The organism is Burkholderia paludis (assembly GCF_000732615.1).
Classification (GTDB): Bacteria; Pseudomonadota; Gammaproteobacteria; order Burkholderiales; family Burkholderiaceae; genus Burkholderia; species Burkholderia paludis.
Map to the genome: position 1 here is coordinate 13,361 of NZ_JPGL01000013.1, position 23,727 is coordinate 37,087.

Here is a 23,727-nt window from a genome sequence, read left to right on the forward strand (position 1 = left end):
CGCTGCTGCGAGAGGCGCGTATCGGTGCGGTACCCAACCGGGTATCGCACCGTTTTTTATTGGCGGGGCCCGAAACGGCCCGCGGACGAATGCGGCGCTCAGACGGCCGCTTCGTTCTCTTCGCCGGTGCGGATGCGGATCACGCGCTCGACATCCGACACGAAGATCTTGCCGTCGCCGATCTTGCCGGTGCGCGCCGCGCCGATCACCGCGTCGATCACCTGGTCGACCTGCGCTTCCGCGACGACCACCTCGATCTTCATCTTCGGCAGGAAGTCGACGACATACTCGGCGCCGCGATACAGCTCGGTGTGCCCCTTCTGGCGGCCGAAGCCCTTCACTTCCGTCACGGTCAGGCCCGTGAGACCCACTTCGGCGAGCGCTTCGCGGACTTCGTCCAGCTTGAACGGCTTGATGATGGCAGTGATGCGTTTCATGGTGGTTGTCCCCCAATGCTCGTTTGGATGAAAAATCGCGATCCCGATTGTAAGCCTGCGAGCCGCATGCGGCCCAGCGCGGCTCAATCGAGACGTTCGGTAAAACGTGACGTGACCGGGTAGCGCCAGTCGCGCCCGAATGCGCGATGCGTGACGCGAATGCCGATCGGCGCCTGGCGGCGCTTGTATTCGTTGATCTTGATGAGCCGCGTCACACGTTCGACGTCGGCCTGCGCATAACCGGCCGCGACGATCTCGGCGAGCGGCCGGTCTTCTTCCATGTACATCCGCATGATCGTGTCGAGCACGTCGTACGGCGGCAGGCTGTCCTGGTCGGTCTGGTTCTCGCGCAGCTCGGCCGACGGGGCGCGCGTCAGGATCCGCTCCGGGATCACGTCGCGCAGCACGTAGTCGGTGGTCGCGTTGCGGTAGCGGCACAGCCGGTACACGAGCGTCTTCGCGATGTCCTTGATCACCGCGAAGCCGCCCGCCATGTCGCCGTACAGCGTGCAGTAGCCGACCGCCATCTCGCTCTTGTTGCCGGTGGTCAGCACGATCGAGCCGAACTTGTTCGACAGCGCCATCAGCAGCGTGCCGCGAATGCGCGCCTGGATGTTCTCCTCCGTCGCATCTTCCGCACGGCCCGCGAACTCGCCCGCGAGCGCCGTGCGGAAGGCGTCGAACATCGGCGCGATCGCGATCTCGTCGTAACGCACGCCGACGCGCCGCGCCATCTCCGCCGCGTCGGTGGTCGAAATGTCGGCCGTGAAGCGCGACGGCATCATCACCGCGCGCACGTGCTCCGGCCCGAGCGCATCGCACGCGACGGCCAGCACCAGCGCCGAATCGACCCCGCCCGACAGCCCGATGAGCGCACCGGGGAAACCGTTCTTGCCGATGTAGTCGCGCACGCCCAGCACGAGCGCGCGATACACCTGCGCGTCGACCGGCAACTCGGGCGCGATCGTGCCGGGCAACGGCCGCGCGCCGTCGAATTCGACGATCGCGTGCCCCTCGTCGAACTGCGGCATCTTCGCGACCAGCGCGCCCTGTGCGTCGAGCACGAACGAGCCGCCGTCGAACACGAGCTCGTCCTGCCCGCCGACGAGGTTCACGTACACCATCGGCAATCCGGTCTCGCGAATCCGCGCGCGCAGGATGTCGATGCGCACCGCTTCCTTGTTCATGTGGTACGGCGAGCCGTTCGGGATCAGCAGCACCTGCGCGCCGGCCGCCTTCGCGATCTGCGCGGCCGATGCGTGCCACGCGTCCTCGCAGATGATCACGCCGTATTTCACGCCGTTCAGCTCGAATACGAGCGGCTCGGTGTCCGTCGCGAAGTAGCGCTTCTCGTCGAACACCTCGGTATTGGGCAAGTCCTGCTTGCGGTAGGTCCCGACGATCGCGCCGCCGACGATCAGCGACACCGCGTTGTAGGTGTCGGTGGGCGGCACGCCGCGCTCGATCGGCCGGTTTGCATTACCATCGACGGCTGACGCATGCGGATCGCCGCCCGGCGCGCCGTCGCCCGCGCCGCGCAGCGGATGGCCGACCAGCACCGCGAGCCCGTCGAACGCCTTCAGGGCGTCGGCGAGCGCGTCGAGCGCCGCGGCGGCGGCCGCGTAGAACGCCGGCCGCAGCAGCAGGTCTTCCGGCGGATAGCCGGACAACGCGAGTTCGGGCGCGACCATCAACTGCGCACCATCGTTGTGCGCGGTGCGTGCGGCCGCGACGATCCGCGCGACGTTGCCGGCGAAATCGCCGACGGTGACGTTGATCTGGGCGAGAGCGAGTCGGGTCTTCATGACGGGATCGGCGCAGCCCGGCGGCGCGCCCTGAACGGCTGACGAAATCATCCCGGGGGCGGGGGCCGCGCAGGCCCGCGCATCCGGCGACACAGAACGGTACGGATTCACGCTTGAAACACGAACGCATCGATTATCGCACGGGCATCCTGTCGTCCCCCGCCGAGGTGCCCGCCGCCGAATGGAACGCGCTGCTCGACGGCGACGCGCAGCCGACGCCGTTCCTGCGCCACGAATTCCTCGACGCGCTGCACGCCTCGCACTGCGCGGTCGACGCGACCGGCTGGTCGCCGCATTTCGTCACGCTGACCGACCCGCGCACGGGCCGGCTCGCGGCCGCAGCGCCCGTCTACGCGAAGCAGCATTCGTACGGCGAATACGTGTTCGACTGGGCGTGGGCCGACGCGTACCAGCGCAACGACCTGCCCTACTACCCGAAGCTGCTGTGCGCGGTGCCGTTCACGCCCGTGCAGGGCACGCGCCTCATCGCGGCCGACGACGACGCGCGCCGCCGGCTGGCCGCCACGCTGCTGGCCTTCGCCGAGCAGAGCGACGTGTCGTCGCTGCACGTGCTGTTCCCGACCGGCGACGAAGCGGCGCTCCTCGAATCGATGGGGATGATGCTGCGCGAAGGCGTGCAGTTCCACTGGGTCAACGACGGCTACCGCCACTTCGACGACTTCCTCGCCACGCTCGAGCAGAAGAAGCGCAAGAACATCCGCGCGGAGCGCCGCAAGGTGCACGATGCCGGCGTGACGTTCCGGCGCCTGACCGGCGACCGGATCACCGACGCCGACTGGCGCTTCTTCTCGCGCTGCTACCGGCAGACCTACCGCGAACACTATTCGAGCCCGTACCTGAACCTCGACTTCTTCCGCACGATCGGCGCGACGATGCCCGAGAACCTGCTGCTCGTGATCGCGGAAGCCGGCGGCCAGCCGATCGCGAGCGCGCTGGCCGTGTACCGGCGCGGCGAGCACGGCGGCGGCACGCTGTACGGCCGCTACTGGGGCGCGCTCGAACAGGTCCCGTGCCTGCATTTCGAAACGGCCTACTACCAGTTGCTCGAGTTCTGCATCGAAGCCGGGCTCGATACCTTCGAGGGCGGCGCGCAGGGCGAACACAAGCTGGCGCGCGGCTTCCTGCCGACCGTCACGCACTCCGCGCACTGGCTCGCGCACCCGGCGTTCTCGGATGCGGTCGCGCGCTTTCTCGAGCGCGAGACCGAGCACATCCACGCCTACGTCGACGAACTGCGCGAACACGATCCGTTCCGGCGCGGCACGCCATAGCCGGCACATGCGCCGGGGCGCAGCGTGCCCCGGCCCGGCCGCGCGCCTGCCGCGTCGCGGCGCCGCTCAATGCGCGGCGAGCGTCACCGTCCTCGACAGCGCCTGCGGATCGCGCGACGACGCGGCCGCCGACAACACGTAGCTGCCTGCCCCGATCCGCCACGCATGCGCATTCGCATCCCACACCGCGAAGCGTTGCGACGGCACCGCGACGCCGACCGTGCGCGCCTCGCCCGGCTGCAGCGCGACCTTGGTCCAGCCGACCAGCCGCTGCGGCGGCTCGCCGAGCGACGCGGGCAGCGACGCGTAGATCTGCACCGTCTGCGTACCGGCCCGCGCGCCCGTGTTCGTCACCGTCACGCCGACCGTCACGTTGCCGGAGGCATCGGCCTGCGCGGTCATCGCCGACAACGCATACGTCGTGTACGACAACCCGAAGCCGAACGGAAACAGCGGCTCGATCGACTTCGCATCGAACCAGCGATAGCCGTACGCGAGCCCTTCCGCATACACGGTCCGCGTGTTCGCCGGATCGATCGCCGCTTGCGGCAAGTCGGCGTCCCGCTTCGGGAACGTCAGCGGCAGGCGGCCCGACGGGTTCGCGTCGCCGAACAGCAGGTCGGCGATCGCCTGCCCGCCCTGCACGCCCGGATACCATGCGTCGAGCACCCCGTGCACGTTCGCCAGCCACGGCATCAGCACCGGGCTGCCGTTCTGGAGCACGACGATCACGCGCTTCGCCTTTGCCGCGACCGCGGCAATCAGCGCGTTCTGGTCGTATTGCTGGTTGTACGGATCGGCCTTCGCATCGGGCAGCGACAGGCTCGCGAGGTCGAGCCCTTCCGTCTGCCACTGCGTCGCGAACACGATCGCGACATCGGCCTGCGCGGCCGCGCTCGCGGCGGCATTCGCGTCGGTCCCGTCCAGATAGCTGACCGCGGCGTTCGGCGCCTTCGCGCGGATCGCCGCGAGCGGCGCGGACTTGTACCAGGTCGCGCAGCCGCCGAACATCATGTCGGCAGGCTGCCGGCAGGCCGTCACCGCATTGCCGTCGATCGCCGGCACCGCGCCCGAGCCGCCGCCCGACAGCACGCCCGCGTCCGCATGCCCACCGATCACGACGACCGACTTCAGCGCGCCGGCCGCCAGCGGCAGCACCGGCTGCGCATCGCCCGGCGCCGCCGCGTTCTTCAGCAGCACGGCGGCCTGCCGCGCGATCGCGAGCGCGTCGGCATGGCCGGCGGCTTCGTCGATCGCGCCGCCCGGCTGCGGCGGCGCGTCCATCACGCCGATGCGGATCAGCGTGCGCAGCTTGCGCTGCACCATGTCGTTCAAGCGCGCGGCCGACACGCTGCCGGCCTGCAGCGCCGCACGCAGCTTCGTGTTGAAGAACGAGCCGAGCGGCGCGTTGCCGTCGTCGGCCGCACCCGGCTGCTCCTCGTCGAGCCCCGCCTGCACGGCCGCGACGGTCGAATGCGTCGCGCCCCAGTCCGACTGCACGACGCCCTTGAAGCCCCATTCGTTCTTCAGCACCGTCGTCAGCAGATACGGGTTCTCGCACGCATACACGCCGTTCAGCTTGTTGTACGCGCACATCACGTTGCCTGGCCGGCCTTCCTTCACGCCGATCTCGAATGCGAGCAGTTCGGCCTCGCGCATGGTCCGCTCGTCGACGACCGAGTCGATCGTCATCCGGTTGGTTTCCTGATCGTTGAACGCGAAATGCTTGATCGTCGCGATCACCTTCCGCGCCTGCGTCGCCTGCGTGCGCGCGGCGCTCAGCGTGCCCGCGAGCACCGGGTCCTCGCCCATGTATTCGAACGTGCGGCCGTTGCGCGGCTCGCGCGCGAGGTTCACGCCGCCGCCGAGCCCTTCCGCGAAGCCGAGCGCGCGCAATTCGAGCGCGATGCGCGCGCCGTAGGCGGCCGCGAGCGCCGGGTCCCAGGTCGCCGCGAGCGCGATCGGCGCCGGCAGAGCGGTCACGCGGGCGTTCTGCACGTTCACGCCGCCCGCCGAATCGACGCTGCTGACCGCCGGAATGCCGAGTCGCGGCACGCCCGGGATGTAGCTCGCACCGTTCAGCGCGCCGGCCGGAAACGGGCCGCCCAGACCGAGCGAGGGCATGCCCGTGCCATGCACGAGCTGCAGCTTTTCGTCGGTCGTCAGCTGCGCGACGAGCGTAGCCGCCCGCTGGTCGGCCGCCGCATCGAGGTCGGCCGGCGCGGCCGGGTCCGCCTGGATGTCGTTGCCGCCGCACGACGCGAGCAGTACCGTGAGCGCGCACGCGGACGCGATCGTCGAACACCGGAACAGCGAAGTTTTCATTGATCCTCCAGAATCGTTCTGTTGTACTTGTCGCCACACTCCAGCGTCCGAGTCTAAGAATCGACCGGTCACCACGCTTGACCGGCAGGAGCACGCGTTGACCTCTCGCAGCGGGTACAAACCCGAACGGCAATGACGACAGGGGGCAGACATGGAGTTGCAACAGAAATCGGTATCCGTCCGGATCTACCGCTGGCTGTGCGAAGACACGCGCGCGAACGGCGTCGATCCCGCGCCGCTTTATGCGGCGCTCGGCATCGGCCCCGCCGAGCTCGCCGACGACACGCGCCGCATCGCGGGCGACCGGCATGTCGCCGCGATGCGGCTGACGCACGACTGGCCGCTGTCATGGCACCGGCCGCCGCCGCAGGTCGCGCCGTGGCTCGTGCCGTTCCCGGAGCTCGCGGGCATCACATGCAACGCGGCGACACTGCGCGACGCCCTGCACGGCTACTTGCGCTATCGCGAGCTGATCGGCAACGTCGACTGGCTCTTCGCGCACGAGAACGGCGACGCGATCGCGCTCGAATACGTGAACGAAGGGGACGGCCGGCACGCCGGCAGCGCATTCGCGAACCTCGCGATCCTCGCGGCGCTCGCGCGTCTGTACGATCCGCACGTGCGTGTCGCCGACGCCGCCTTCGCCGGCCGCGCGTTCGCGCCCGCTGCCGCGCTGCGCGACACGCTCGACGCGCCGGTGTCGTTCGACGCCGCGCACAACCGCCTCGTGCTGCGCTCCGCACACTTCGACACGCCGTTCGAGCGCTACAACGCGCCGCTCGCCGGGATCCAGCGTCATGCGGCCGACACGGCGCGCGAACGCGTGCGCGCACGCTCGACGTTCGGCTCGTCGGTCGAGCAATGCGTACGCGACTGGCTGCGCACGTCCGACGACGTCGACGCGCCGACCGATACGCTGATGCAGCACGTCTGCACGCGTTTCGCGATGTCGCGCTGGACGCTGCGCCGGCGGCTGCATCGCGAAGCGGTCGGCTTTCACGCGCTCGTCGCACAGGCGCGGCTCGGCGAAGCGCGCGACCTGCTGCTCAATACGCAATTGCCGATCGGCGAGATCGGCGTGCGGGTCGGCTTCCGTTCGACGAGCGCGTTCACGCGCTTCTTCACGCGCGAACTCGGCGCGGCGCCGAGCCGCTTCCGCGACGGCCACGGCGACCGATGGCGTTGAGCCGCGTTTTTTCTGAGACACTGACGGCTTCGCATCCCGCCGCCCTGCCATGTCCTGGTTTCTGTATCTGATCGAATGCGCCGACGACAGCGTCTACACCGGCATCACGACCGACGTTGCCGCGCGCTTCGACGAACATGCGTCGGGCAAGGGCGCGCGCTACACCCGCTCGCGCAAGCCGCGCGCGGTGCTCGCGTCGTTTCCGCTGCCCGACCGGTCGAGCGCGTCGCGCGCCGAATACTGGGTGAAACGGCTCACGCCCGCGCAAAAGCGTGAGCTGGCAGCCGGGTTGCGAACGCTGAAGTCGGTGCTGCCAGCCGAGGCGGACATCGATGCGAGCGGCGACGCGGCGGGCTCGACGGCCGACGTACGCGGGCGGAAGAAGGCGAAGGCAGCGAAAGCCGGTCGCGCGACGACGTCAGCTGATGCGGAACAGGTCGCAAAGCAGGCCGACCGGACAGGCAAGGCCGATCATGCGGGGAAGGCCGGCAAGGGCACGAAGTCTGCGAAGTCCTTAAAGACCACAAAGGCCGCGAAGGGCGGAACGGCACGCGACGCAACCCGGGCCGAGCCGGTCGCGGAGCGCGCGAAGGCCGATAGCGCCGCAGCGGCGAAAAAGACCGCGTCGCGTCGCTCGCGGCCCGATGGCGACGTGCCGGCCCCCGCTCCTTCGCCGAGAAAGAAAAAACCGGCCGCCGCCGGCAAGCCCGTCGCGAACAACCGCGAGGACGGCGCTCCCGCACCGGCCCGCCGCCGGCCGTCGGCCGCACAAGGCGCGTCCGATACGCCCCGCCGCGCGAAGGACGCGACGGACCTCGCCGCCGCGCCCGCCGCCAGGACATCGCGCAGGAAAACCCCGCGCGCAAAACAAAACCGCGCGGCCTCCTGAGGAGACTCGCGCGGTTGGCGGGTCACGCGAACCGGCCGGCGGCCGGTGCGCCGCTTACTTCTTGTAGTTCGCGGCGCCGTCGGTGATTTCCTTGTGCGCGGCGTCGATGCCGGCCCAGCCCTCGACCTTCACCCACTTGCCCTTCTCGAGCGCCTTGTATTGCTCGAAGAAGTGCTTGATCTGATCCTTCAGGTACTCGGGCACGTCGTCGATCGACTTCAGGTTCGCCGTCATCGGGCAGACCTTGTCGTGCGGCACCGCGACCAGCTTCGCGTCGACGCCCGACTCGTCGGTCATCTGCAGCATGCCGAGCACGCGCGAACGCACGATCGAGCCGGCCAGCAGCGGGAACGGCGTGATCACCAGCACGTCGACCGGATCGCCGTCGCCCGACAGCGTCTGCGGGATGTAGCCGTAGTTCACCGGATAGCGCATGCCCGTGCCGATGAAGCGGTCGACGACGAGGAGGCCCAGTTCCTTGTCCGCCTCGTACTTCACCGGATCGCTTTGCGCGGGAATCTCGATGATCACGTTGAAATCTTGCGGCAGGTCCTTGCCGGCCGGAACATGATTGAAGCTCATGAGCACTCTCTGTAGGTCGATGGGAATTCGGGACAGGGCGCCGCGGCCGATGCACCGCCGCGAGCGTCCCCCAAGGGAATACGCCATTATAGCCAATCGACCGGTGGCGTCCGGATGACGATCGGCGCGATAATCGCTCCGGATGCCCGGCCGTCGAACCACCGGCGGCACCGTACGGGGCCGGCGGCGTTCGACCGCGAAGCATGGAACCCGAGCAGGCGCTGAAGAGCTGACCCGGGTCGTCCGCAAAGCATGGGGCCCTGGCAGGCGCTAACGCGCCAACTCGAGTCGACAGGAGCAAGCATGGAAGAGGCGAAGCACTTCATCGCGGGCGAATGGACGTTGCCCGCGCAACTGGAAACCATCGCGGTCATCGATCCGTCCGACGGCCAGCCGTTCGCCACGATCGCGCGCGGCACGGCTCCCGACATCGAGCGCGCAGTCGCCGCGGCCCGCGACGCGTTCGCGGGCGCATGGGGCGCCGCAAGCGCCGCCGAACGCGGCCGCGTGCTGATGCGGCTGTCGGCGCGCGTGACCGATTCCCTCGCGGAGCTCGCCGCGATCGAGGCGCGCGACACCGGCAAGCCGCTGAAGCAGGCGCGCGCCGACGCCGCCGCGCTCGCGCGCTACTTCGAGTTCTATGCGGGCGCCGCCGACAAGCTGCACGGCGAAACCCTCCCCTACCAGGCCGGCTACACCGTGCTGACGGTGCGCGAACCGCATGGCGTCACGGGCCACATCGTGCCGTGGAACTACCCGATGCAGATCTTCGGGCGCAGCGTCGGCGCGGCGCTCGCGGCCGGCAACGCATGCGTCGTCAAGCCGGCCGAGGACGCGTGCCTGTCCGTGCTGCGGGTCGCCGAACTGGCCGCCGAGGCCGGGCTGCCGGCCGGCGCGCTCAATATCGTCACCGGCTACGGCCATGAAGCCGGCGCCGCGCTCGCGCGCCATCCGGGCATCGACCACATCTCGTTCACCGGTTCACCGGCCACCGGCAAGCTCGTCTCGCAGATGGCGGCCGAGAACCACGTGCCCGTCACACTCGAACTCGGCGGCAAGTCGCCGCAGATCGTGTTCGCCGACGCCGACCTCGAAGCGGCGCTGCCCGTGCTGGTGTCGGCGATCGTGCAGAACGGCGGGCAGACCTGCTCCGCCGGCAGCCGCGTGCTGATCGAGCGCGCGGTGTACGAGCCGCTCGTCGAGCGTCTGGCTACCGCGTTCAACGGCCTGCGCGTCGGCCCGAGCCGCGCCGACCTCGACTGCGGCCCACTGATCAACGCGAAGCAGCAGCAGCGCGTGTGGGATTTCCTGTCCGACGCGCAGCACGACGGCATCCCGATGGCCGCGCACGGGCAGGTCGTCGCCGAGGCCCCGGAAAGCGGCTTCTACCAGGCGCCCTCGCTGTTGCGCGACGTGCCGCCGTCGCACCGGCTCGCGCAGGAGGAAGTGTTCGGCCCCGTGCTCGCCGCCATGCGTTTCGTCGACGAGGACGAAGCCGTCGCACTCGCGAACGGCACCCCTTACGGCCTCGTCGCGGGCGTCTGGACGCGTGACGGCGCACGCCAGATGCGCCTCGCGCGGCGCCTGCGCGCAGGCCAGGTGTTCATCAACAACTACGGCGCGGGCGGCGGCGTCGAACTGCCGTTCGGCGGCGTCGGCCACTCGGGCCACGGCCGCGAGAAAGGCTTCGAGGCGCTGTACGGCTTCACCGCGCTGAAGACGATCGCGATCCGGCACGGCTGAACACGCGGCAAACTGGGCAAGCGGCAAGCGGCCGAGCCTGACCGGCCGCGGGTCGAAGCACCACCACTCTCATATCCGGCAGAGGAGACACACCATGCGGTTGAGCGGCAAGACGGCCATCGTCACGGGCGGCGGCTCGGGTTTCGGAGAAGGCATCGCGAAGACCTACGCGCGCGAAGGCGCGAACGTCGTCGTCAACGACCTGAACGGCGCGGCGGCCGAGCGCGTCGCGAGCGAGATCGCGCTCGCGGGCGGCAAGGCGATCGCGGTGGCCGGCGACGTCTCGCAGCAGGACGACTGGCGCGTACTGCTGCAGGCCGCACTCGAGGATTTCCACGCGGTGCACATCGTCGTGAACAACGCGGGCACCACGCACCGCAACAAGCCCGTGCTCGACGTGACGGAAGCCGAGTTCGACCGCGTGTACGCGGTCAACATGAAGAGCCTGTTCTGGTGCGTGCAGACCTTCGTGCCGTACTTCCGCGCCCAGGGCGGCGGCGTGTTCGTCAACGTCGCGTCGACCGCCGGCGTGCGGCCGCGCCCGGGGCTCGTCTGGTACAACAGCACGAAGGGCGCGATGATCACCGCGAGCAAGTCGCTCGCGGCCGAGCTCGGCGCCGACCGCATCCGCGTGAACTGCATCAATCCCGTGCTGGGCGAAACGGCGCTGATGACCGAGTTCATGGGCTGCGAGGACACGCCCGAGAACCGCCGCCGGTTCCTCGCGACGATCCCGCTCGGCCGCTTCTCGACGCCGCAGGACATCGCGAACGCGGCGCTTTACCTGGCGTCCGACGAGGCCGAGTTCATCACGGGCGTCTGCCTCGAAGTCGACGGCGGACGCTGCATCTAGTTGTACCGGGCCGTACCGGGCGGCACGCCGCCCCGCCTTGCTTCGCGCAAAATCAACGATAAACGAGGACAGGAGACAACATGGCAACATCGACGCAATCGCTGCCGGGCTCGTCCGGCGCATTCGAGGAAGCAACCTACCGCAAGGTGTCGTGGCGGCTCACGCCGCTCCTGCTGCTGTGCTACGTGGTCGCGTATCTCGACCGCGTGAACGTCGGGTTCGCGAAGCTGCAGATGGCGAGCGACCTGAACCTGAGCGACACCGTCTACGGGCTCGGCGCCGGGATCTTCTTCTTCGGCTATTTCCTGTTCGAAGTCCCGAGCAACATCATCCTGCACAAGGTGGGCGCGCGCGTGTGGATCGCGCGGATCATGGCGACGTGGGGCGTGATCTCGATCCTGACGATGTTCGTCACGACGCCCGCGATGTTCTACGTGATGCGCTTCCTGCTCGGCGTCGCCGAAGCGGGTTTCTTCCCCGGCGTGATCCTCTACCTCACCTACTGGTATCCCGCGCACCGGCGCGGCCGGATGACGACGTTCTTCATGACGGCCGTCGCGTTGTCCGGCGTGATCGGCGGGCCGGTCTCGGGCTACATCCTGAAGACGTTCAACGGCGTGAGCGGCTGGCACGGCTGGCAATGGCTGTTCCTGCTCGAAGGCATTCCGTCGGTACTCGCCGGCGTGCTCGTGTTCTTCGCGCTCGACGAGCGGATCTCGAAGGCGAAGTGGCTGACCGACGACGAAAAGGCGCTGCTCACGCGCAACGTCGAAGCGGAGGAGGCAAGCAAGGAAGACCTGCCGCTCGGCACCGTGATGTCGAGCCCGCGCGTGTGGCTGATGGCGCTGATCTACTTCTCGTTCGTGATGGGGCTCTACGGCGTCGGCTTCTGGCTGCCGACGATCATCAAGGCCACCGGCGTGACCGACACGTTCACGATCGGCCTGCTGTCGGCGATTCCGTATGCGGCCGCGGTCGTCGCGATGATCCTGATCGCGCGCAGCGCGGACAAGCGCCGCGAACGCCGCTGGCACGTCGCGATCCCGGCCGCGATCGGCGCGCTCGGGCTGGTGTTGTCGGTGATCTGGGCGCATCAGACCGCGCTGGCGATGCTCGGCCTCACGCTCGCGACGATCGGCATTCTGACGACGCTGCCGCTGTTCTGGAGCCTGCCGACCGCGTTTCTCGGCGGCACGGCGGCCGCGGCCGGCATCGCGATGATCAACTCGATCGGCAACCTCGCGGGCTTCCTGAGCCCGTACATGATGGGCTGGCTCAAGCAGGCGACGGGCGCCAACGATGCGGGCATGTACATGCTCGCCGCGTTCCTCGTGCTCGGCGGACTGCTCGCGCTGTCGGTGCCGAAGCGACTGGTCGACAGATGACCCGGGGCGCATGAGCGCCCCTCCACCCGCATAACGCCTCGCCGGCCGGAACCGCTCCGGTCGACGGGGCGTTTCTGTTTTCACGCACACCGGCCCCGGACGAAGCGGGTTCGATATCTCGCCCGCGCGCACACCTCGATTCACGTCGACCCCCCTAAAATTCCCTTATTTATGGAACAATAGGGAATATCCGAACACCACCGATCGATCATGTTCCGTACCGTCGACGAGTCCGCCGCACGCCTGCGCCTCCACCCGAAGACCGTCCTGCGCTTCATCCGCGAGGGCAAGCTGCGCGCGACGCGGGTCGGCCGCGCATACCGCATCCTCGACGCCGACCTCGCCGCGTTCGCGCCAACGACGCCCGCCGCGCCCATGCCGCGCGCGGTACGCGTCACCAGCATCGTCGACATTCCGGACGCGTCGCAGTCGCTGCATCAATACCTGTCGCGGTCGCTGCACGCGATGGCGTCGGGCCGCGCGTCCTATGCCGAACCGGTGCGCATCGACGTCGCGTTCGATCCCGCCGCGAGCCAGGTCAAGATCATCGTGGCGGCCACGCCCGCCGACACGGCCGCGCTGCTGTCGTCGCTCGAGGCGCTGCTGCGGCAAAACGCGACATGAGCGCGATCTTCAGGTCGCCGCGCCATGCGCGCGCGATTCGCGCGGCCTACGAGGCCGCGCTGTCGCACTGGCCGGTCGGGCATCGGCGCATCACGGTGCAGACGCGTCACGGCGCCACGCACGTCGTCGCGTGCGGACCGGACGATGCACCGCCGGTCGTCCTGCTTCACGGCGCACAGACCACGGCGGCCAGCTGGCAGCACCATGCGGCCGAATGGTCGAAGCACTGCCGGCTTTACGCAATCGACGCGATCGGCGAGGCGGGACCCAGCGCGCCGGCACGGCCGCCGCTCGCGAGCGACGCTTACGCGCAGTGGCTCGACGACGTGCTCGACAGCCTGCAGGTGTCGCACGCCGCGTTCGTCGGCATCTCGTTGGGCGCGCGAACCGCACTCGATTTCGCGTTGCGGCGGCCGGCGCGCGTCACGCGGCTCGCATTGCTCTGTCCGTCGGGCATCGGCAGACAGAAGCCGCTTCTGTGGTGGGCGCTGCCGCTGCTGCTGCTCGGCGATATCGGGCGTGCCTGCGTGCGACGGCGCGTGCTCGGCCGTCTGCCGCCTGCGTCGACGCCGGCCGAACGCGACGCGATCGCGCTGATGCGCGCCGTCGATCGCGGCTGCCGGCCACGCCTCGAAGCGATTCCGCTGTTCACCGACGACGCGCTGCGCACGCTGTCCGCCCCCGCACTGGTCATCGTCGGCGGCCACGACGTCATGCTCGATTCGCGCGACACGCGCGATCGCCTCACGCGTCTCGTGCCGCACGCGCAGGTCCGGTTTCTTCCGGATCAATACCACTTCATCCGCGGGCAGCGCGACATCGTGCTCGCGTTTCTCACGTCGACGAAGCCGCCCGCCATGCGCCACCGAATCGTCCAGGCCGCCGGCCGCCGCGTGCTGGTTCGCGATCCTGCCGCCGGCCTCGTACGGCACGAAAGCGATGCGCTCGACCTCGTCGCGCTCGCGCGCTCGCATGAAGCCGACTGGATCGCGATCGGCGCCGACGCGCTGCACGACGACTTCTACCGGCTCGACAGCGGCCTGGCGGGCGCCGTGCTGCAGAAGCTCGCCAACTACGGCGTCCGGCTCGCCGTGGTCGGCAACGTCGAGCGCTGGCTCGCGCGCAGCGAAGCGCTGCGCGCGCTCGTGCGCGAGTCCAATCGCGGCCAGTCGGCATGGTTCGTCGCGAGCGAGGACGACCTGCTGCGCAGGCTCGGCGCATAGCGCGGCACGCGACGAACAAAAAAATGCCCCGAAGGCCGCATGGCGTTCGGGGCAGGTTGCGCGATGTCGCGCGGCGTCAGACCACGGTGATGGCGAGCGCGCTTTCGCGGTAGTGTTTCGCCGCCTTGTCGGTTTCGCCGAGATGCTCGAACAGGCGCGCGAGCGCGCGATGCGTACGCACCTTCAGCGCCTCGTTGTCGGCCAGCTTCAGCGCCGATTCGAGGAACGACTGCGCCTTGCCCCACAGTTGCTGCTGCTGGCACAGGCGGCCGAGCGCAAACAGCAGGTCGGCATCTTCCGGGTGATCCTTCTTCCACCCTTCCGCCTTCTGGATCAGCGGCAGCGCATCGGCGCCGGCCGTATCCGGATAGCGGCGCAGCAGGCGTGCGTCCCAGTTGTGCGCGAGCGCGTCCTCGACGATGCGGCGCGCTTCGTTGCGGCGCTCGAGCGGCACGAGCAGATCGGCCGCCAGATCGGCAAGACGCGGCGACTGGCGCTCGACCGGCGACAGCGACTGCCATACCTCGAGCAACGCGTCGGGGTCGTGCCGACGTTCGCGCAGCAGGTTTTCCGCGGCCTGCTGACGCAGCCGCACGGCCGCCGCCGGATGCAGCGCCTCGCGCTTCTCGAGCGCCTTGGCGAGCTTCAGCACCTCGGCCCAGTTCTTCAGTTGCTGCTGCGCACGCAGCGCGACCTGCTGCGCGTGAATGCGCTTGCCGCCCGCCTGCAGGTCGGCCAGCGCGGCGAGCGCGCCATCGGCATCGCGCGCGTCCGCTCGCATGTCGGCGGCGGCGAGCAGCCGTGCGTCCTGCCATTCGGGCGCGTCGACCTTCGACAGCCAGTCGTCGCGGCGCGTGTACTCGTGCATCCGGTGCGCGGCGGTGGCCCCGACGAGACTCGCCGCGCCCTGGTTCGCATCGACCGACAGCGCTTCACGCGCGGCCTTCTCCGCGCGCGAGAAACGGCCCGCGTACAGGTTGGCGATGGCGTCGCGCAGCGACGCCTGCGCCTTCTCGTTGCGCGAACGCGCCCGATACGCGGCGACCCGCTGCGGCATGCGCCAGATGTTGCGCACGATGCGCAGCAGCGCGTACACGACGATGAACAGCACGACGATGGCGATCACGAACAGGTTCAGCGACACGTCGACCCGGTACGGCGGATAGACGAGCAGCACTTGCCCGGCGTCGAAACGGCCGATGGTGGCAAGTGCCGCGGCGATCGCGAACAGGATCGCGAGCCAGACGATTCCTCGAAGCGTCATCGTTACCCCCGGCTCTTGAACTGCTGAACGGCGTTCAGGCTCGTGTTCAGGTTCGGCACCGCGACCGTCAGCGACGCGCCGTCGACCTGCTTGAGCAGATCCTCGACGGTCTGCGTGTCCTTCGACGCCTGATCGAAATACTTCCCGAGCGACGCCTGCGCGGCGTGCAGGTCGGCCTTCATCGCGCCGTCGTTGCGCGCGAGCAGCGACAGCCGTGCGGTCAGCAGGCGCAGCTTCACGTTCTCGCGCACGAAGTAGCCCTGGTCGGGCGAGGCGAGCATCGCGTCCGCGTTGTCGATCCGGCGGATCTGCACGAGCCCCTTCAACTGCTGGCCGAGACCGGCCGAGAAGTCGTGCCACCACACCTTCCAGCGCGACTCGCCGGCCACAGCCGACGATGCGGCGTCGGCCGGCGCGGCCTTCGGCGCATCGTGCGGCACGACCGCCTCGCCGGACAGCGGCAGCGCGTCGATCTTCGCGATCGCGTCGTCGAGCTTGATCGCGAGGCCCGTGAGATCGGCCGCCGGTGCGGCCTTCAGCTTCTCGATGTCGAGCGCGAGCGCCTTGCGCACCGTGACGGCCTGCGCGCTCTGCGACGTGGCCAGACGCGCGTCGGCGTTCTGCAGCGCGATCAGCGCGAGCTGCGTATTGCCGGTCAGTTGAAGCTGCTGGCTCGCGCTCGACAGCATCTGGTCGACTTCCTCGAGCATCCACGCATCGCGGTTGCGCGACAGGTCCTGGTATTGCTGCTGCAGCGCCTGCTGCGCGCTCTGCGCGTCGGCGAGCTTGCCGTCGAGCTGCGCGAGCTGCGTGTCGACCTGGTGCGTGCTCGCGAGCGCCTGCTCGGTCTTCATGCGCGTCTCGGCCGTCTGTGCGTCGAGCGCCTTCTGGCGCGCGACGAACGTGCCGTCGAGCCGGTCGATCTTGCGGTTCAGCGCGTAGCCGCCGACGCCCGCCGCGCAGCCGAGCACGACGACGACGAACCACAGCACCGCACTGCCGCCGCGTCGCGCGCGCGGCTCGGGCGCGAGATAAGGAGGGCTGGACGGCGGTGCGGAGGCAGCGGCCGGCTGGGAAGCGACGCTTTTGGAATCGTTGGTATCTGTCATGCGTTTAGTCACCGGTGCGGCTGTCGCCGGTTGGACGGCCTCGTCGGCCATCGTTCGAAACGCGCGGACGATGCGCTCATCGCCCGCGCCGGTCAGCGTAATCCTATCAAAACCCAATGCGCGCGCGGTCTGCTCGATTCGCGGATGCGGCGTCACGAGCGGCGCATGCTTCAGCGCGTCGATCTCGGCGTCGTTCAGATGCGCCCGCGCGAGTTCGTGCAGGTTGCGCACGCCTTCCGAGCTCGTGACGAGCCACGCATGCGGCGCGCCGTCGAGCAACGCATGCACGCGCTCCCACGCGCCGACGCGCGGCTCGGGCACGACACGCCGGTAGGCGGCGGCGAGCGTGACGTCCGCGCCGGCTTCGCGCAGCCGCTCGGCGAGCCATTCGCGCCCGCCGTCGCCGCGCACGATCAGCACGCGCCGGCCCGCCAGCCCCTGCAGGCCGCCGAACGCGGCCTCGATGCACGCGAACAGGCTTTCCGAATCGTAGTGAGGCACGCCGCCGTCGGCCGGCGCCTGCGGCGCGATCACGCGATGCGCGGGCGCCGCGATGCCGTGCCGCGCGAGCGCCGCGACGCTGCCGGGGCCGACCACGCCGACCGGCAGCGCGTTCGGCCAGATCGCGCCGTACCGCGCGAGCGCGCGGTCGATCGCGTTCGGCGACACGAAAATCACCAGCGCGTAGTCGGCGAGCGCCGCGAACGCGGCGTCGAGCGGCGCCGGATCGTCCACCGGCGCGATGTCGATCAGCGGGAATTCGACGACCTCGCAGCCGGCCTCGGCCAGTTGCGACGCCAGCGCGTCCGACTGGCCGTCCGGACGGGTCAGGACAGCGGTGAACGCGCGCGCGCCGCCCGCCATCAGGCGTCGCCCTTGCCGGCCTGCTGCGAAGCCGCGAGCAGTGCCTGGACGATGTCGAGCGCGCCCTGCTCCTCGAGCGCGTCGGATACGGTGCGGCCGAGCGCGAGCGCATCGGCGGCGGTAACGACGGCCCCGCACGCATCGGCCGTCAGCACGCGCTTGCCGTCGGTCGTCGACACGCGGCCCGTCAGGTACAGCTCGCCCGCGCGCCACACCGCGTGCGCGGCCAGCGGCACCTCGCAGCTGCCGCCGAGCGCGCGCGACACCATCCGCTCGGCCTCGACCGCGAGCGCGGTCCGCGCGTCGTGCAGCGGTGCGAGCCACGCGGCGACGTCGTCGCGACGCGCGGCGATCTCGATGCCGAGCGCGCCCTGGCCGGCCGCGGGCGGGCTCGCCTCGACGTCGAGCAGCGCGCGGATCCGCCCGTCGAGGCCGAGGCGCTTCAGGCCGGCGGCCGCGAGGATGATCGCCGCGTAGTCGCCGCGGTCGAGCTTCGCGAGGCGCGTGTCGAGGTTGCCGCGCAGCGGCAGGACCTCGAGATGCGGATACCGCGCGCGCAGCATCGCCTCGCGGCGCAGGCTCGACGTGCCGACCACGGCGCCGGCCGGCAGCGCGTCGAGCGACGCGTAGTCGTTCGACACGAACGCGTCGCGCGGGTCTTCGCGCTCCATGATCGCGGCAAGCGCGAAGCCGTCGGGCAGCGCCATCGGCACGTCCTTCAGCGAATGCACGGCGAGATCGGCGCGGCCGTCTGCCAGCGCGTTTTCCAGCTCCTTCACGAACAGGCCCTTGCCGCCGACCTTCGACAGCGTGCGATCGAGAATCTGGTCGCCACGGGTCGTCATTCCGAGGATTTTCACGTCACAAGCTGGATATAATTTGCGCAGCGCATCACGCACATGTTCGGCTTGCCACATCGCCAGGCGGCTCTCGCGCGAAGCAATCGTCAACGTCGCGGGCGGCTGTGCCTGTTGCGGCCCGGCCGCAAGAGTCTCGGAATTCATTGCTGGAACATCGAAGGACGGGATTGAAGATCGAACAATGGTAGCACGCACGCCCCTGCCCGCCCGGGCCCGGAGCCTGCGCCCGGCCTGTCGCCGCACGGGTCGCGGCGCCGCTGTGCGGATGTGCCGCACGTAGCTGGTTGCTTGACCGCAGTTTCGCAGTTTCCGCAGTTCCTTTTGACTCGAGCTTTCCCAAGGAAACCCATCGTGAAGTCTTCCGGATCGGCGCGTACGGCGCGCCGCAATGCTGCCCTGTCCTCTCCCGACGCCTCGACGGACACCGTCGCCACCGCCGCGAACGGCCGTGCGAAAACGGCAACGAAACCGAAAGACCCGATACGTCAGACAAAACGCGCGAAGCAACCCGCCGGCCCGGCCGCCCGCACCGCGGCCCGCAAGGCCGACGCGCCGAGGCCCGCCCCCCGCACGCGCGAGGACAAGGACGGCCCGCTGTTCGACGACATCCGCTTCCTCGGCCGCCTGCTCGGCGACGTCGTACGCGAGCAGGAAGGCGACACCGTGTTCGACGTCGTCGAGACCATCCGCCAGACCGCGGTCAAGTTCCGCCGCGAGGACGACAGCGAAGCCGCGCAGACGCTCGAGAAGAAGTTGCGCAAACTGACGCCGGAGCAGACGGTGAGCGTCGTGCGCGCGTTCAGCTATTTCTCGCATCTCGCGAACATCGCGGAAGACCGCCATCACAACCGCCGCCGCCGCATCCACGCGCTGGCCGGCTCCGCGCCGCAGCCCGGCACGGTCGCGTACGCGCTCGAGCAACTGAAAACGACCGGCAATGCGTCGAAGCGCCTGCTGCAGCGCTTCTTCGACGATGCGCTGATCGTGCCGGTGCTGACCGCGCACCCGACCGAAGTGCAGCGCAAGAGCATTCTCGACGCGCAGCACGACATCGCGCGCCTGCTTGCCGAGCGCGACCAGGAACTGACCACGCGCGAGCGCCAGTTCAACGAATCGATGCTGCGCGCGCGCGTGACCACGCTGTGGCAGACGCGCATGCTGCGCGACGCGCGCCTGACGGTCGGCGACGAGATCGAGAACGCGCTGTCCTATTACCGCGCGACCTTCCTCGACGAGTTGCCCGCGCTGTACGGCGACATCGAGGCCGCGCTCGCCGAGCACGGCCTGCCCGCCCGCGTGCCCGCCTTCTTCCAGATGGGCAGCTGGATCGGCGGCGATCGCGACGGCAACCCGAACGTGACGGCCGCGACGCTCGACGAGGCGATCGACCGCCAGGCCGCGGTGATCCTCGAGCACTATCTGGAACAGGTGCACAAGCTCGGCGCCGAGCTGTCGGTGTCGAACCTGCTGGTCGGCGCGAACGACGCCGTGAAGGCGCTCGCGGCCGCATCGCCCGACCAGTCGCCGCACCGTGTCGACGAACCGTATCGCCGCGCGCTGATCGGCATCTACACGCGGCTTGCCGCAAGCGCGCGCGTGCGCCTCGGCGAAGGCACAGTGCCGGTGCGCAGCGCGGGCCGCGGCGCGGCGCCGGTGCGCGCGATCCCGTATGCGGACTCCGACGCGTTCGTCGCCGACCTGAAGGTGCTCACCGCGTCGCTCGACGAGCACCACGGCACGTCGCTCGCCGCGCCGCGCCTCGCGCCGCTCGTGCGCGCGGCCGAAGTGTTCGGCTTCCATCTCGCGAGCATCGACCTGCGCCAGAGCTCCGACATCCATGAAGCCGTGGTCGCCGAGCTGTTCGCGCGCGCGGGCGTCGAGGCCGACTACGCGGCGCTCGCCGAGGAAGACAAGCTGCGCGTGCTGCTCGCCGCGCTCGCCGACCCGCGGCCGCTGCGCTCGCCGTACTTCGAATACTCGGCGCTCGCGCAGAGCGAGCTCGGCGTGTTCGAGAAAGCGCGCGAGGTCCGCGCGCAATTCGGCGCGCGCGCGGTGCGCAACTACATCATTTCGCATACGGAAACCGTCAGCGACCTCGTCGAGGTGCTGCTGCTGCAGAAGGAAACGGGGCTGCTCGACGGCACGCTCGGCGTGCCGGGCGGCAATGCGCGCAACAGCCTGATGGTGATTCCGCTGTTCGAGACGATCCCCGACCTGCGCGACGCGTCGCGCATCATGCGCGAATACTTCGCGCTGCCGGGCGTCGACGAACTGGTCGCGCACCAGGGCGCCGAACAGGAAGTGATGCTCGGCTACTCGGACAGCAACAAGGACGGCGGCTTCCTCACGTCGAACTGGGAGCTGTATCGCGCGGAACTCGCGCTTGTCGACCTGTTCCGCGAGCGCAAGATCACGCTGCGGCTGTTCCACGGCCGCGGCGGCACGGTCGGCCGCGGCGGCGGCCCGACCTACCAGGCGATCCTGTCGCAGCCGCCGGGCACCGTGAACGGCCAGATCCGCCTGACCGAACAGGGCGAGGTGATCGCGAGCAAGTTCGCGAACCCCGAGATCGGCCGGCGCAACCTCGAGACGGTCGTCGCCGCGACGCTCGAGGCGTCGCTGCTGCCGCAGTCGAATGCCCCCGCGCAACTGCCCGCGTTCGAGGCGGCGATGCAGACGCTGTCCGATTCGGCGATGGCCGCGTACCGTGCGCTCGTCTATGAAACCCCGGGCTTTACCGACTACTTCTTCTCGTCGACGCCGATCACCGAGATCGCCGAGCTGAACATCGGCAGCCGCCCGGCCTCGCGCAAGCTGCAGGACCCGAAGCAGCGCAGGATCGAGGATCTGCGCGCGATTCCGTGGGGCTTCTCGTGGGGCCAGTGCCGGCTGCTGCTGACCGGCTGGTACGGCTTCGGCAGCGCCGTGAGCGCCTACCTCGACAGCGCGCAGGACGACGCCGAGCGCACGAAGCGCGTCACGCTGCTGAAGAAGATGAACAAGACCTGGCCGTTCTTCTCGAACCTGCTGTCGAACATGGACATGGTGCTCGCGAAGACCGACCTCGCGGTCGCGTCGCGCTACGCGCAGCTCGTTGCCGACCGCAAGCTGCGCAAGCACGTGTTCGAGCGGATCGTCGCGGAATGGGAGCGCACGTCGCGGGCGCTGGCGGAAATCACCGGGCACGAAGGCCGCCTCGCGACCAACCCGCTGCTCGCACGCTCGATCAAGAACCGCTTCCCGTATCTCGACCCGCTGAACCACCTGCAGGTCGAACTGATCAAGCGTCACCGCGCGGGCGACACGAACGCGCGGCTGCGCCGCGGGATTCACCTGACGATCAACGGCATCGCGGCCGGCCTGCGCAACACGGGCTGACCGGCAGGCGGCGCGGGCCCGTTCCGCGCCGGCCGTCCGCGCGCAAGCCGCGATACGCGACCGTACCCACGGCGCGCATCGCGGCTTTTTTCATGGGACACGGCAGCGGCGGCGGCGCGCCGCCCGTTCAGTGCGCGTCGATCAGCAGCGCGTCGTGCTCGAACGAGCCGTCGGGCTGCACCGCGTAGTAGCCGCGCACCTCGTCGGGCGCGTGCGCCCACAGCGCGCGAATGCCGGTGACGCTGTCGGCCGGCGTGCGAATGCGCGCGACCCACGTATCGAAATCGATCGGCAGCCGCCAGCGGCTGTGCACGCGTGCGTCGAATCCGGCCTCGCGGAACATCGCGAGCCATTCGTCCGCACGGTAGTCGCGTACGTGCGACGCGTCGCGCAGCACCTCGGCGGCCTGCAGGTAGGTATCGAGGAGCGGATGGTCGTTGCCCGCGATGTCGATCATCAGCACGCGGCCGCCCGGCTTCAGCACACGGCGCACCTCGGCGAGCGCGGCGCGCATGTCGTGCCAGTGGTGCGCACTCATCCGGCTCACCACCCAGTCGAAGCTCGCCGCGTCGAACGGCAGCCGCTCGGCCGGGCCCTGCCGCGTGCCGATGTTCGCGAGCCCGCGCGCACGCGCGGCCGCATCGACGGTCGCCAGCATCTGCTCCGCGAGATCGTAGGCAACCACGTCGCGCACGTGCGGCGCGACCGCGAAGCTCGCATGGCCGGCGCCGCAGCCGAGATCGAGCACCGCGGCATCGGGGGTCGCGCGCACCGCGTCGGCGAGCGTCTGCAGATCGGCGCCCGTCGCGTGCACCGTGCTCGTCAGGTAGGCGGCGGCCGTCGTGCCGAAGGCATCGGCGACCTGGTCGTGGTGTTTCATCGTTCGCTCCTTTCTCTTGCGCCGTTGCGGGCGCGAGCGCTTCGGCGCTCGTTCCGGCCCCATGCGACGCGTTTTGCGGGGCGCCCGCTGCCCTGGCAGCGCGCGAACCGCTACAATAGGCCTGCGCCTGTACCGGTACAAGTCAACTGGTTATCCCGGTATTCGATCCACCCGTCTGGCCGTTTTCACGTCCCCGATTCCATTTCGCCGTTTCCGCATGAACCTGCCGTCCTCCGCTCCCGTCCCGCCGCTCGACGCCACGCCCGCCCGTGCGCTCGGCGAATTCATCCGCGCCCACCGCGAGCGGCTGTCGCCGCAGGCCGTCGGCCTGCCGCCCGGCCCGCGGCGCCGCACGCCGGGGCTGCGGCGCGAGGAAGTCGCGCAGCTGTGCGGCGTCAGCCCGACCTGGTACACGTGGATCGAACAGGGCCGCCCCGTGTCGGCGTCGGCCGACGCGCTCGCGCGGATCGCCGTCGCGCTGCAACTGTCGAAGGCCGAGCGCGCGTACCTGTTCGAACTGGCCGCGCAGCGCGACCCGGCCGAGCCCGACGTCGCGGCCGGCGACCTGCCGCCGACGCTTGCTGCAACCGTCGCGGCGATCGCGACGCCCGCGTACGTGCTCGACCGGCAATGGAACGCGCTCGCGTGGAACGCACCGGCCGCCGCGCTCTTTTCCGGCTGGCTCGACGGCGAGCACGACCGCAACCTGCTGCGCTTCACGTTCATGGCGCCGGCCGCGCGCACGCTGATCGTCGACTGGGAAACCCGCGCGCGACGGCTCGCGGCCGAATTCCGTGCCGATTCGATCCGCCACCTGGCCGACGCGCCGACGCGCGCGCTGATCGACGCGCTTGCCGCCGGCAGCGACGCCTTCGCGCAGTACTGGGCGTCGCAGGACGTGTTCGAGCGCGAGGGCGGGCTGCGCGAATTCGATCACCCGGCCGACGGGCGTCTCGTGTACCAGCAGATCACGCTGAAGCCCGCGCACCGCGAGGACCTGAAGCTGGTCGTGCTCGTGCGCGACTGAG

The 23,727-nt window shown here is 69.7% G+C and carries 18 protein-coding genes and 1 pseudogene; 11 read left to right on the forward strand and 8 right to left on the reverse strand.

All coding sequences use genetic code 11. The features are described 5' to 3' along the window. Window positions 1–98: 98 nt before the first annotated feature. Together GQ56_RS0109315 and GQ56_RS0109320 are read right to left on the reverse strand one after the other, a co-directional pair. Entirely contained in the window at window positions 99–437 is a 339-nt protein-coding gene (locus GQ56_RS0109315) for a P-II family nitrogen regulator (RefSeq protein WP_006398637.1), read from the reverse strand. Window positions 438–520: 83 nt separating this feature from the next. Beyond that, window positions 521–2,242, reverse strand: coding sequence for an NAD+ synthase (locus GQ56_RS0109320; protein ID WP_031398404.1), 1,722 nt, complete (start codon window positions 2,240–2,242; stop codon window positions 521–523). A gap of 113 nt (window positions 2,243–2,355) precedes the next feature. Between GQ56_RS0109320 and GQ56_RS0109325 the strand changes: the two genes are divergently transcribed. Further along, window positions 2,356–3,534 (forward strand): GNAT family N-acetyltransferase, encoded by a 1,179-nt coding sequence (locus GQ56_RS0109325; protein WP_031398405.1) that lies wholly within the window; start codon window positions 2,356–2,358, stop codon window positions 3,532–3,534. A 66-nt stretch (window positions 3,535–3,600) separates the two neighbouring features. On the opposite strand, the gene GQ56_RS0109330 is transcribed toward GQ56_RS0109325, so the two are convergent. After that, the gene (locus tag GQ56_RS0109330) at window positions 3,601–5,859 is read right to left on the reverse strand and encodes a glycoside hydrolase family 3 C-terminal domain-containing protein (RefSeq protein WP_031398406.1); all 2,259 of its coding nucleotides are present in this window, start codon (window positions 5,857–5,859) and stop codon (window positions 3,601–3,603) included. A 151-nt stretch (window positions 5,860–6,010) separates the two neighbouring features. Here GQ56_RS0109330 and GQ56_RS0109335 point away from each other — a divergent pair, with 151 nt between their 5' ends. The 3 genes and pseudogenes from GQ56_RS0109335 to GQ56_RS0109340 all read left to right on the forward strand — a co-directional run bounded on the left by GQ56_RS0109335 (window position 6,011) and on the right by GQ56_RS0109340 (window position 7,934). After that, on the forward strand, window positions 6,011–7,045 hold the full coding sequence (locus GQ56_RS0109335) for a helix-turn-helix transcriptional regulator (RefSeq protein WP_031398407.1): 1,035 nt from the start codon (window positions 6,011–6,013) through the stop codon (window positions 7,043–7,045). A 49-nt stretch (window positions 7,046–7,094) separates the two neighbouring features. Beyond that, window positions 7,095–7,253 (forward strand): annotated as a pseudogene (locus tag GQ56_RS47020) (GIY-YIG nuclease family protein); the annotation flags it as partial. 36 nt (window positions 7,254–7,289) lie between these two features. Next, complete coding sequence (locus tag GQ56_RS0109340) at window positions 7,290–7,934, forward strand: GIY-YIG nuclease family protein (RefSeq protein ID WP_321029194.1); 645 nt, start codon at window positions 7,290–7,292, stop codon at window positions 7,932–7,934. Between the two features lie 54 nt (window positions 7,935–7,988). Here GQ56_RS0109340 and ppa read toward each other — a convergent pair whose 3' ends face one another. Beyond that, window positions 7,989–8,516 carry an inorganic diphosphatase gene (ppa, locus tag GQ56_RS0109345; RefSeq protein WP_017333852.1) on the reverse strand — a complete coding sequence of 176 codons (528 nt, stop codon included), beginning with the start codon at window positions 8,514–8,516 and terminating at the stop codon, window positions 7,989–7,991. A 303-nt stretch (window positions 8,517–8,819) separates the two neighbouring features. Between ppa and GQ56_RS0109355 the strand changes: the two genes are divergently transcribed. The 5 genes from GQ56_RS0109355 to GQ56_RS0109375 all read left to right on the forward strand — a co-directional run bounded on the left by GQ56_RS0109355 (window position 8,820) and on the right by GQ56_RS0109375 (window position 14,344). Then, window positions 8,820–10,259, forward strand: coding sequence for an aldehyde dehydrogenase family protein (locus tag GQ56_RS0109355; RefSeq protein WP_031398409.1), 1,440 nt, complete (start codon window positions 8,820–8,822; stop codon window positions 10,257–10,259). A 94-nt stretch (window positions 10,260–10,353) separates the two neighbouring features. Next, window positions 10,354–11,112, forward strand: coding sequence for an SDR family oxidoreductase (locus GQ56_RS0109360; protein ID WP_031398410.1), 759 nt, complete (start codon window positions 10,354–10,356; stop codon window positions 11,110–11,112). 80 nt (window positions 11,113–11,192) lie between these two features. After that, window positions 11,193–12,497, forward strand: coding sequence for an MFS transporter (locus GQ56_RS0109365; RefSeq protein WP_031398411.1), 1,305 nt, complete (start codon window positions 11,193–11,195; stop codon window positions 12,495–12,497). A gap of 210 nt (window positions 12,498–12,707) precedes the next feature. Further along, on the forward strand, window positions 12,708–13,121 hold the full coding sequence (locus GQ56_RS0109370) for a helix-turn-helix domain-containing protein (RefSeq protein ID WP_031398412.1): 414 nt from the start codon (window positions 12,708–12,710) through the stop codon (window positions 13,119–13,121). Then, window positions 13,118–14,344, forward strand: a complete 1,227-nt coding sequence (locus GQ56_RS0109375) for an alpha/beta fold hydrolase (protein ID WP_031398413.1) — start codon at window positions 13,118–13,120, stop codon at window positions 14,342–14,344. The genes GQ56_RS0109370 and GQ56_RS0109375 overlap by 4 nt, the downstream gene beginning before the upstream one ends. Before the next feature lie 76 nt (window positions 14,345–14,420). Here GQ56_RS0109375 and GQ56_RS0109380 read toward each other — a convergent pair whose 3' ends face one another. Genes GQ56_RS0109380 through hemC form a run of 3 tightly spaced genes read right to left on the reverse strand, consistent with a single transcriptional unit; the run spans window position 14,421 to window position 18,585 of the window. Then, entirely contained in the window at window positions 14,421–15,608 is a 1,188-nt protein-coding gene (locus GQ56_RS0109380) for a heme biosynthesis protein HemY (RefSeq protein ID WP_031398414.1), read from the reverse strand. 2 nt (window positions 15,609–15,610) lie between these two features. Next, window positions 15,611–17,581: a fused uroporphyrinogen-III synthase HemD/membrane protein HemX gene (gene hemDX / locus GQ56_RS0109385; protein WP_031398415.1), complete on the reverse strand. Its 1,971-nt coding sequence runs from the start codon at window positions 17,579–17,581 to the stop codon at window positions 15,611–15,613. Continuing rightward, window positions 17,581–18,585, reverse strand: a complete 1,005-nt coding sequence (gene hemC, locus GQ56_RS0109390; RefSeq protein WP_031398416.1) for a hydroxymethylbilane synthase — start codon at window positions 18,583–18,585, stop codon at window positions 17,581–17,583. Before hemC ends, hemDX begins: the two co-directional genes overlap by 1 nt. A 207-nt stretch (window positions 18,586–18,792) precedes the next feature. On the opposite strand from hemC, the gene ppc reads away from it, so the two are divergent. After that, window positions 18,793–21,819 carry a phosphoenolpyruvate carboxylase gene (gene ppc / locus GQ56_RS0109395; RefSeq protein ID WP_031398417.1) on the forward strand — a complete coding sequence of 1,009 codons (3,027 nt, stop codon included), beginning with the start codon at window positions 18,793–18,795 and terminating at the stop codon, window positions 21,817–21,819. A 127-nt stretch (window positions 21,820–21,946) separates the two neighbouring features. Here the strand turns inward: ppc and GQ56_RS0109400 are convergent, their stop codons facing one another. After that, window positions 21,947–22,699: a class I SAM-dependent methyltransferase gene (locus tag GQ56_RS0109400; protein WP_031398418.1), complete on the reverse strand. Its 753-nt coding sequence runs from the start codon at window positions 22,697–22,699 to the stop codon at window positions 21,947–21,949. A gap of 217 nt (window positions 22,700–22,916) precedes the next feature. On the opposite strand from GQ56_RS0109400, the gene GQ56_RS0109405 reads away from it, so the two are divergent. Beyond that, window positions 22,917–23,726, forward strand: a complete 810-nt coding sequence (locus tag GQ56_RS0109405) for a helix-turn-helix transcriptional regulator (RefSeq protein WP_031398419.1) — start codon at window positions 22,917–22,919, stop codon at window positions 23,724–23,726. The last annotated feature ends 1 nt before the right edge of the window (window position 23,727 follow it).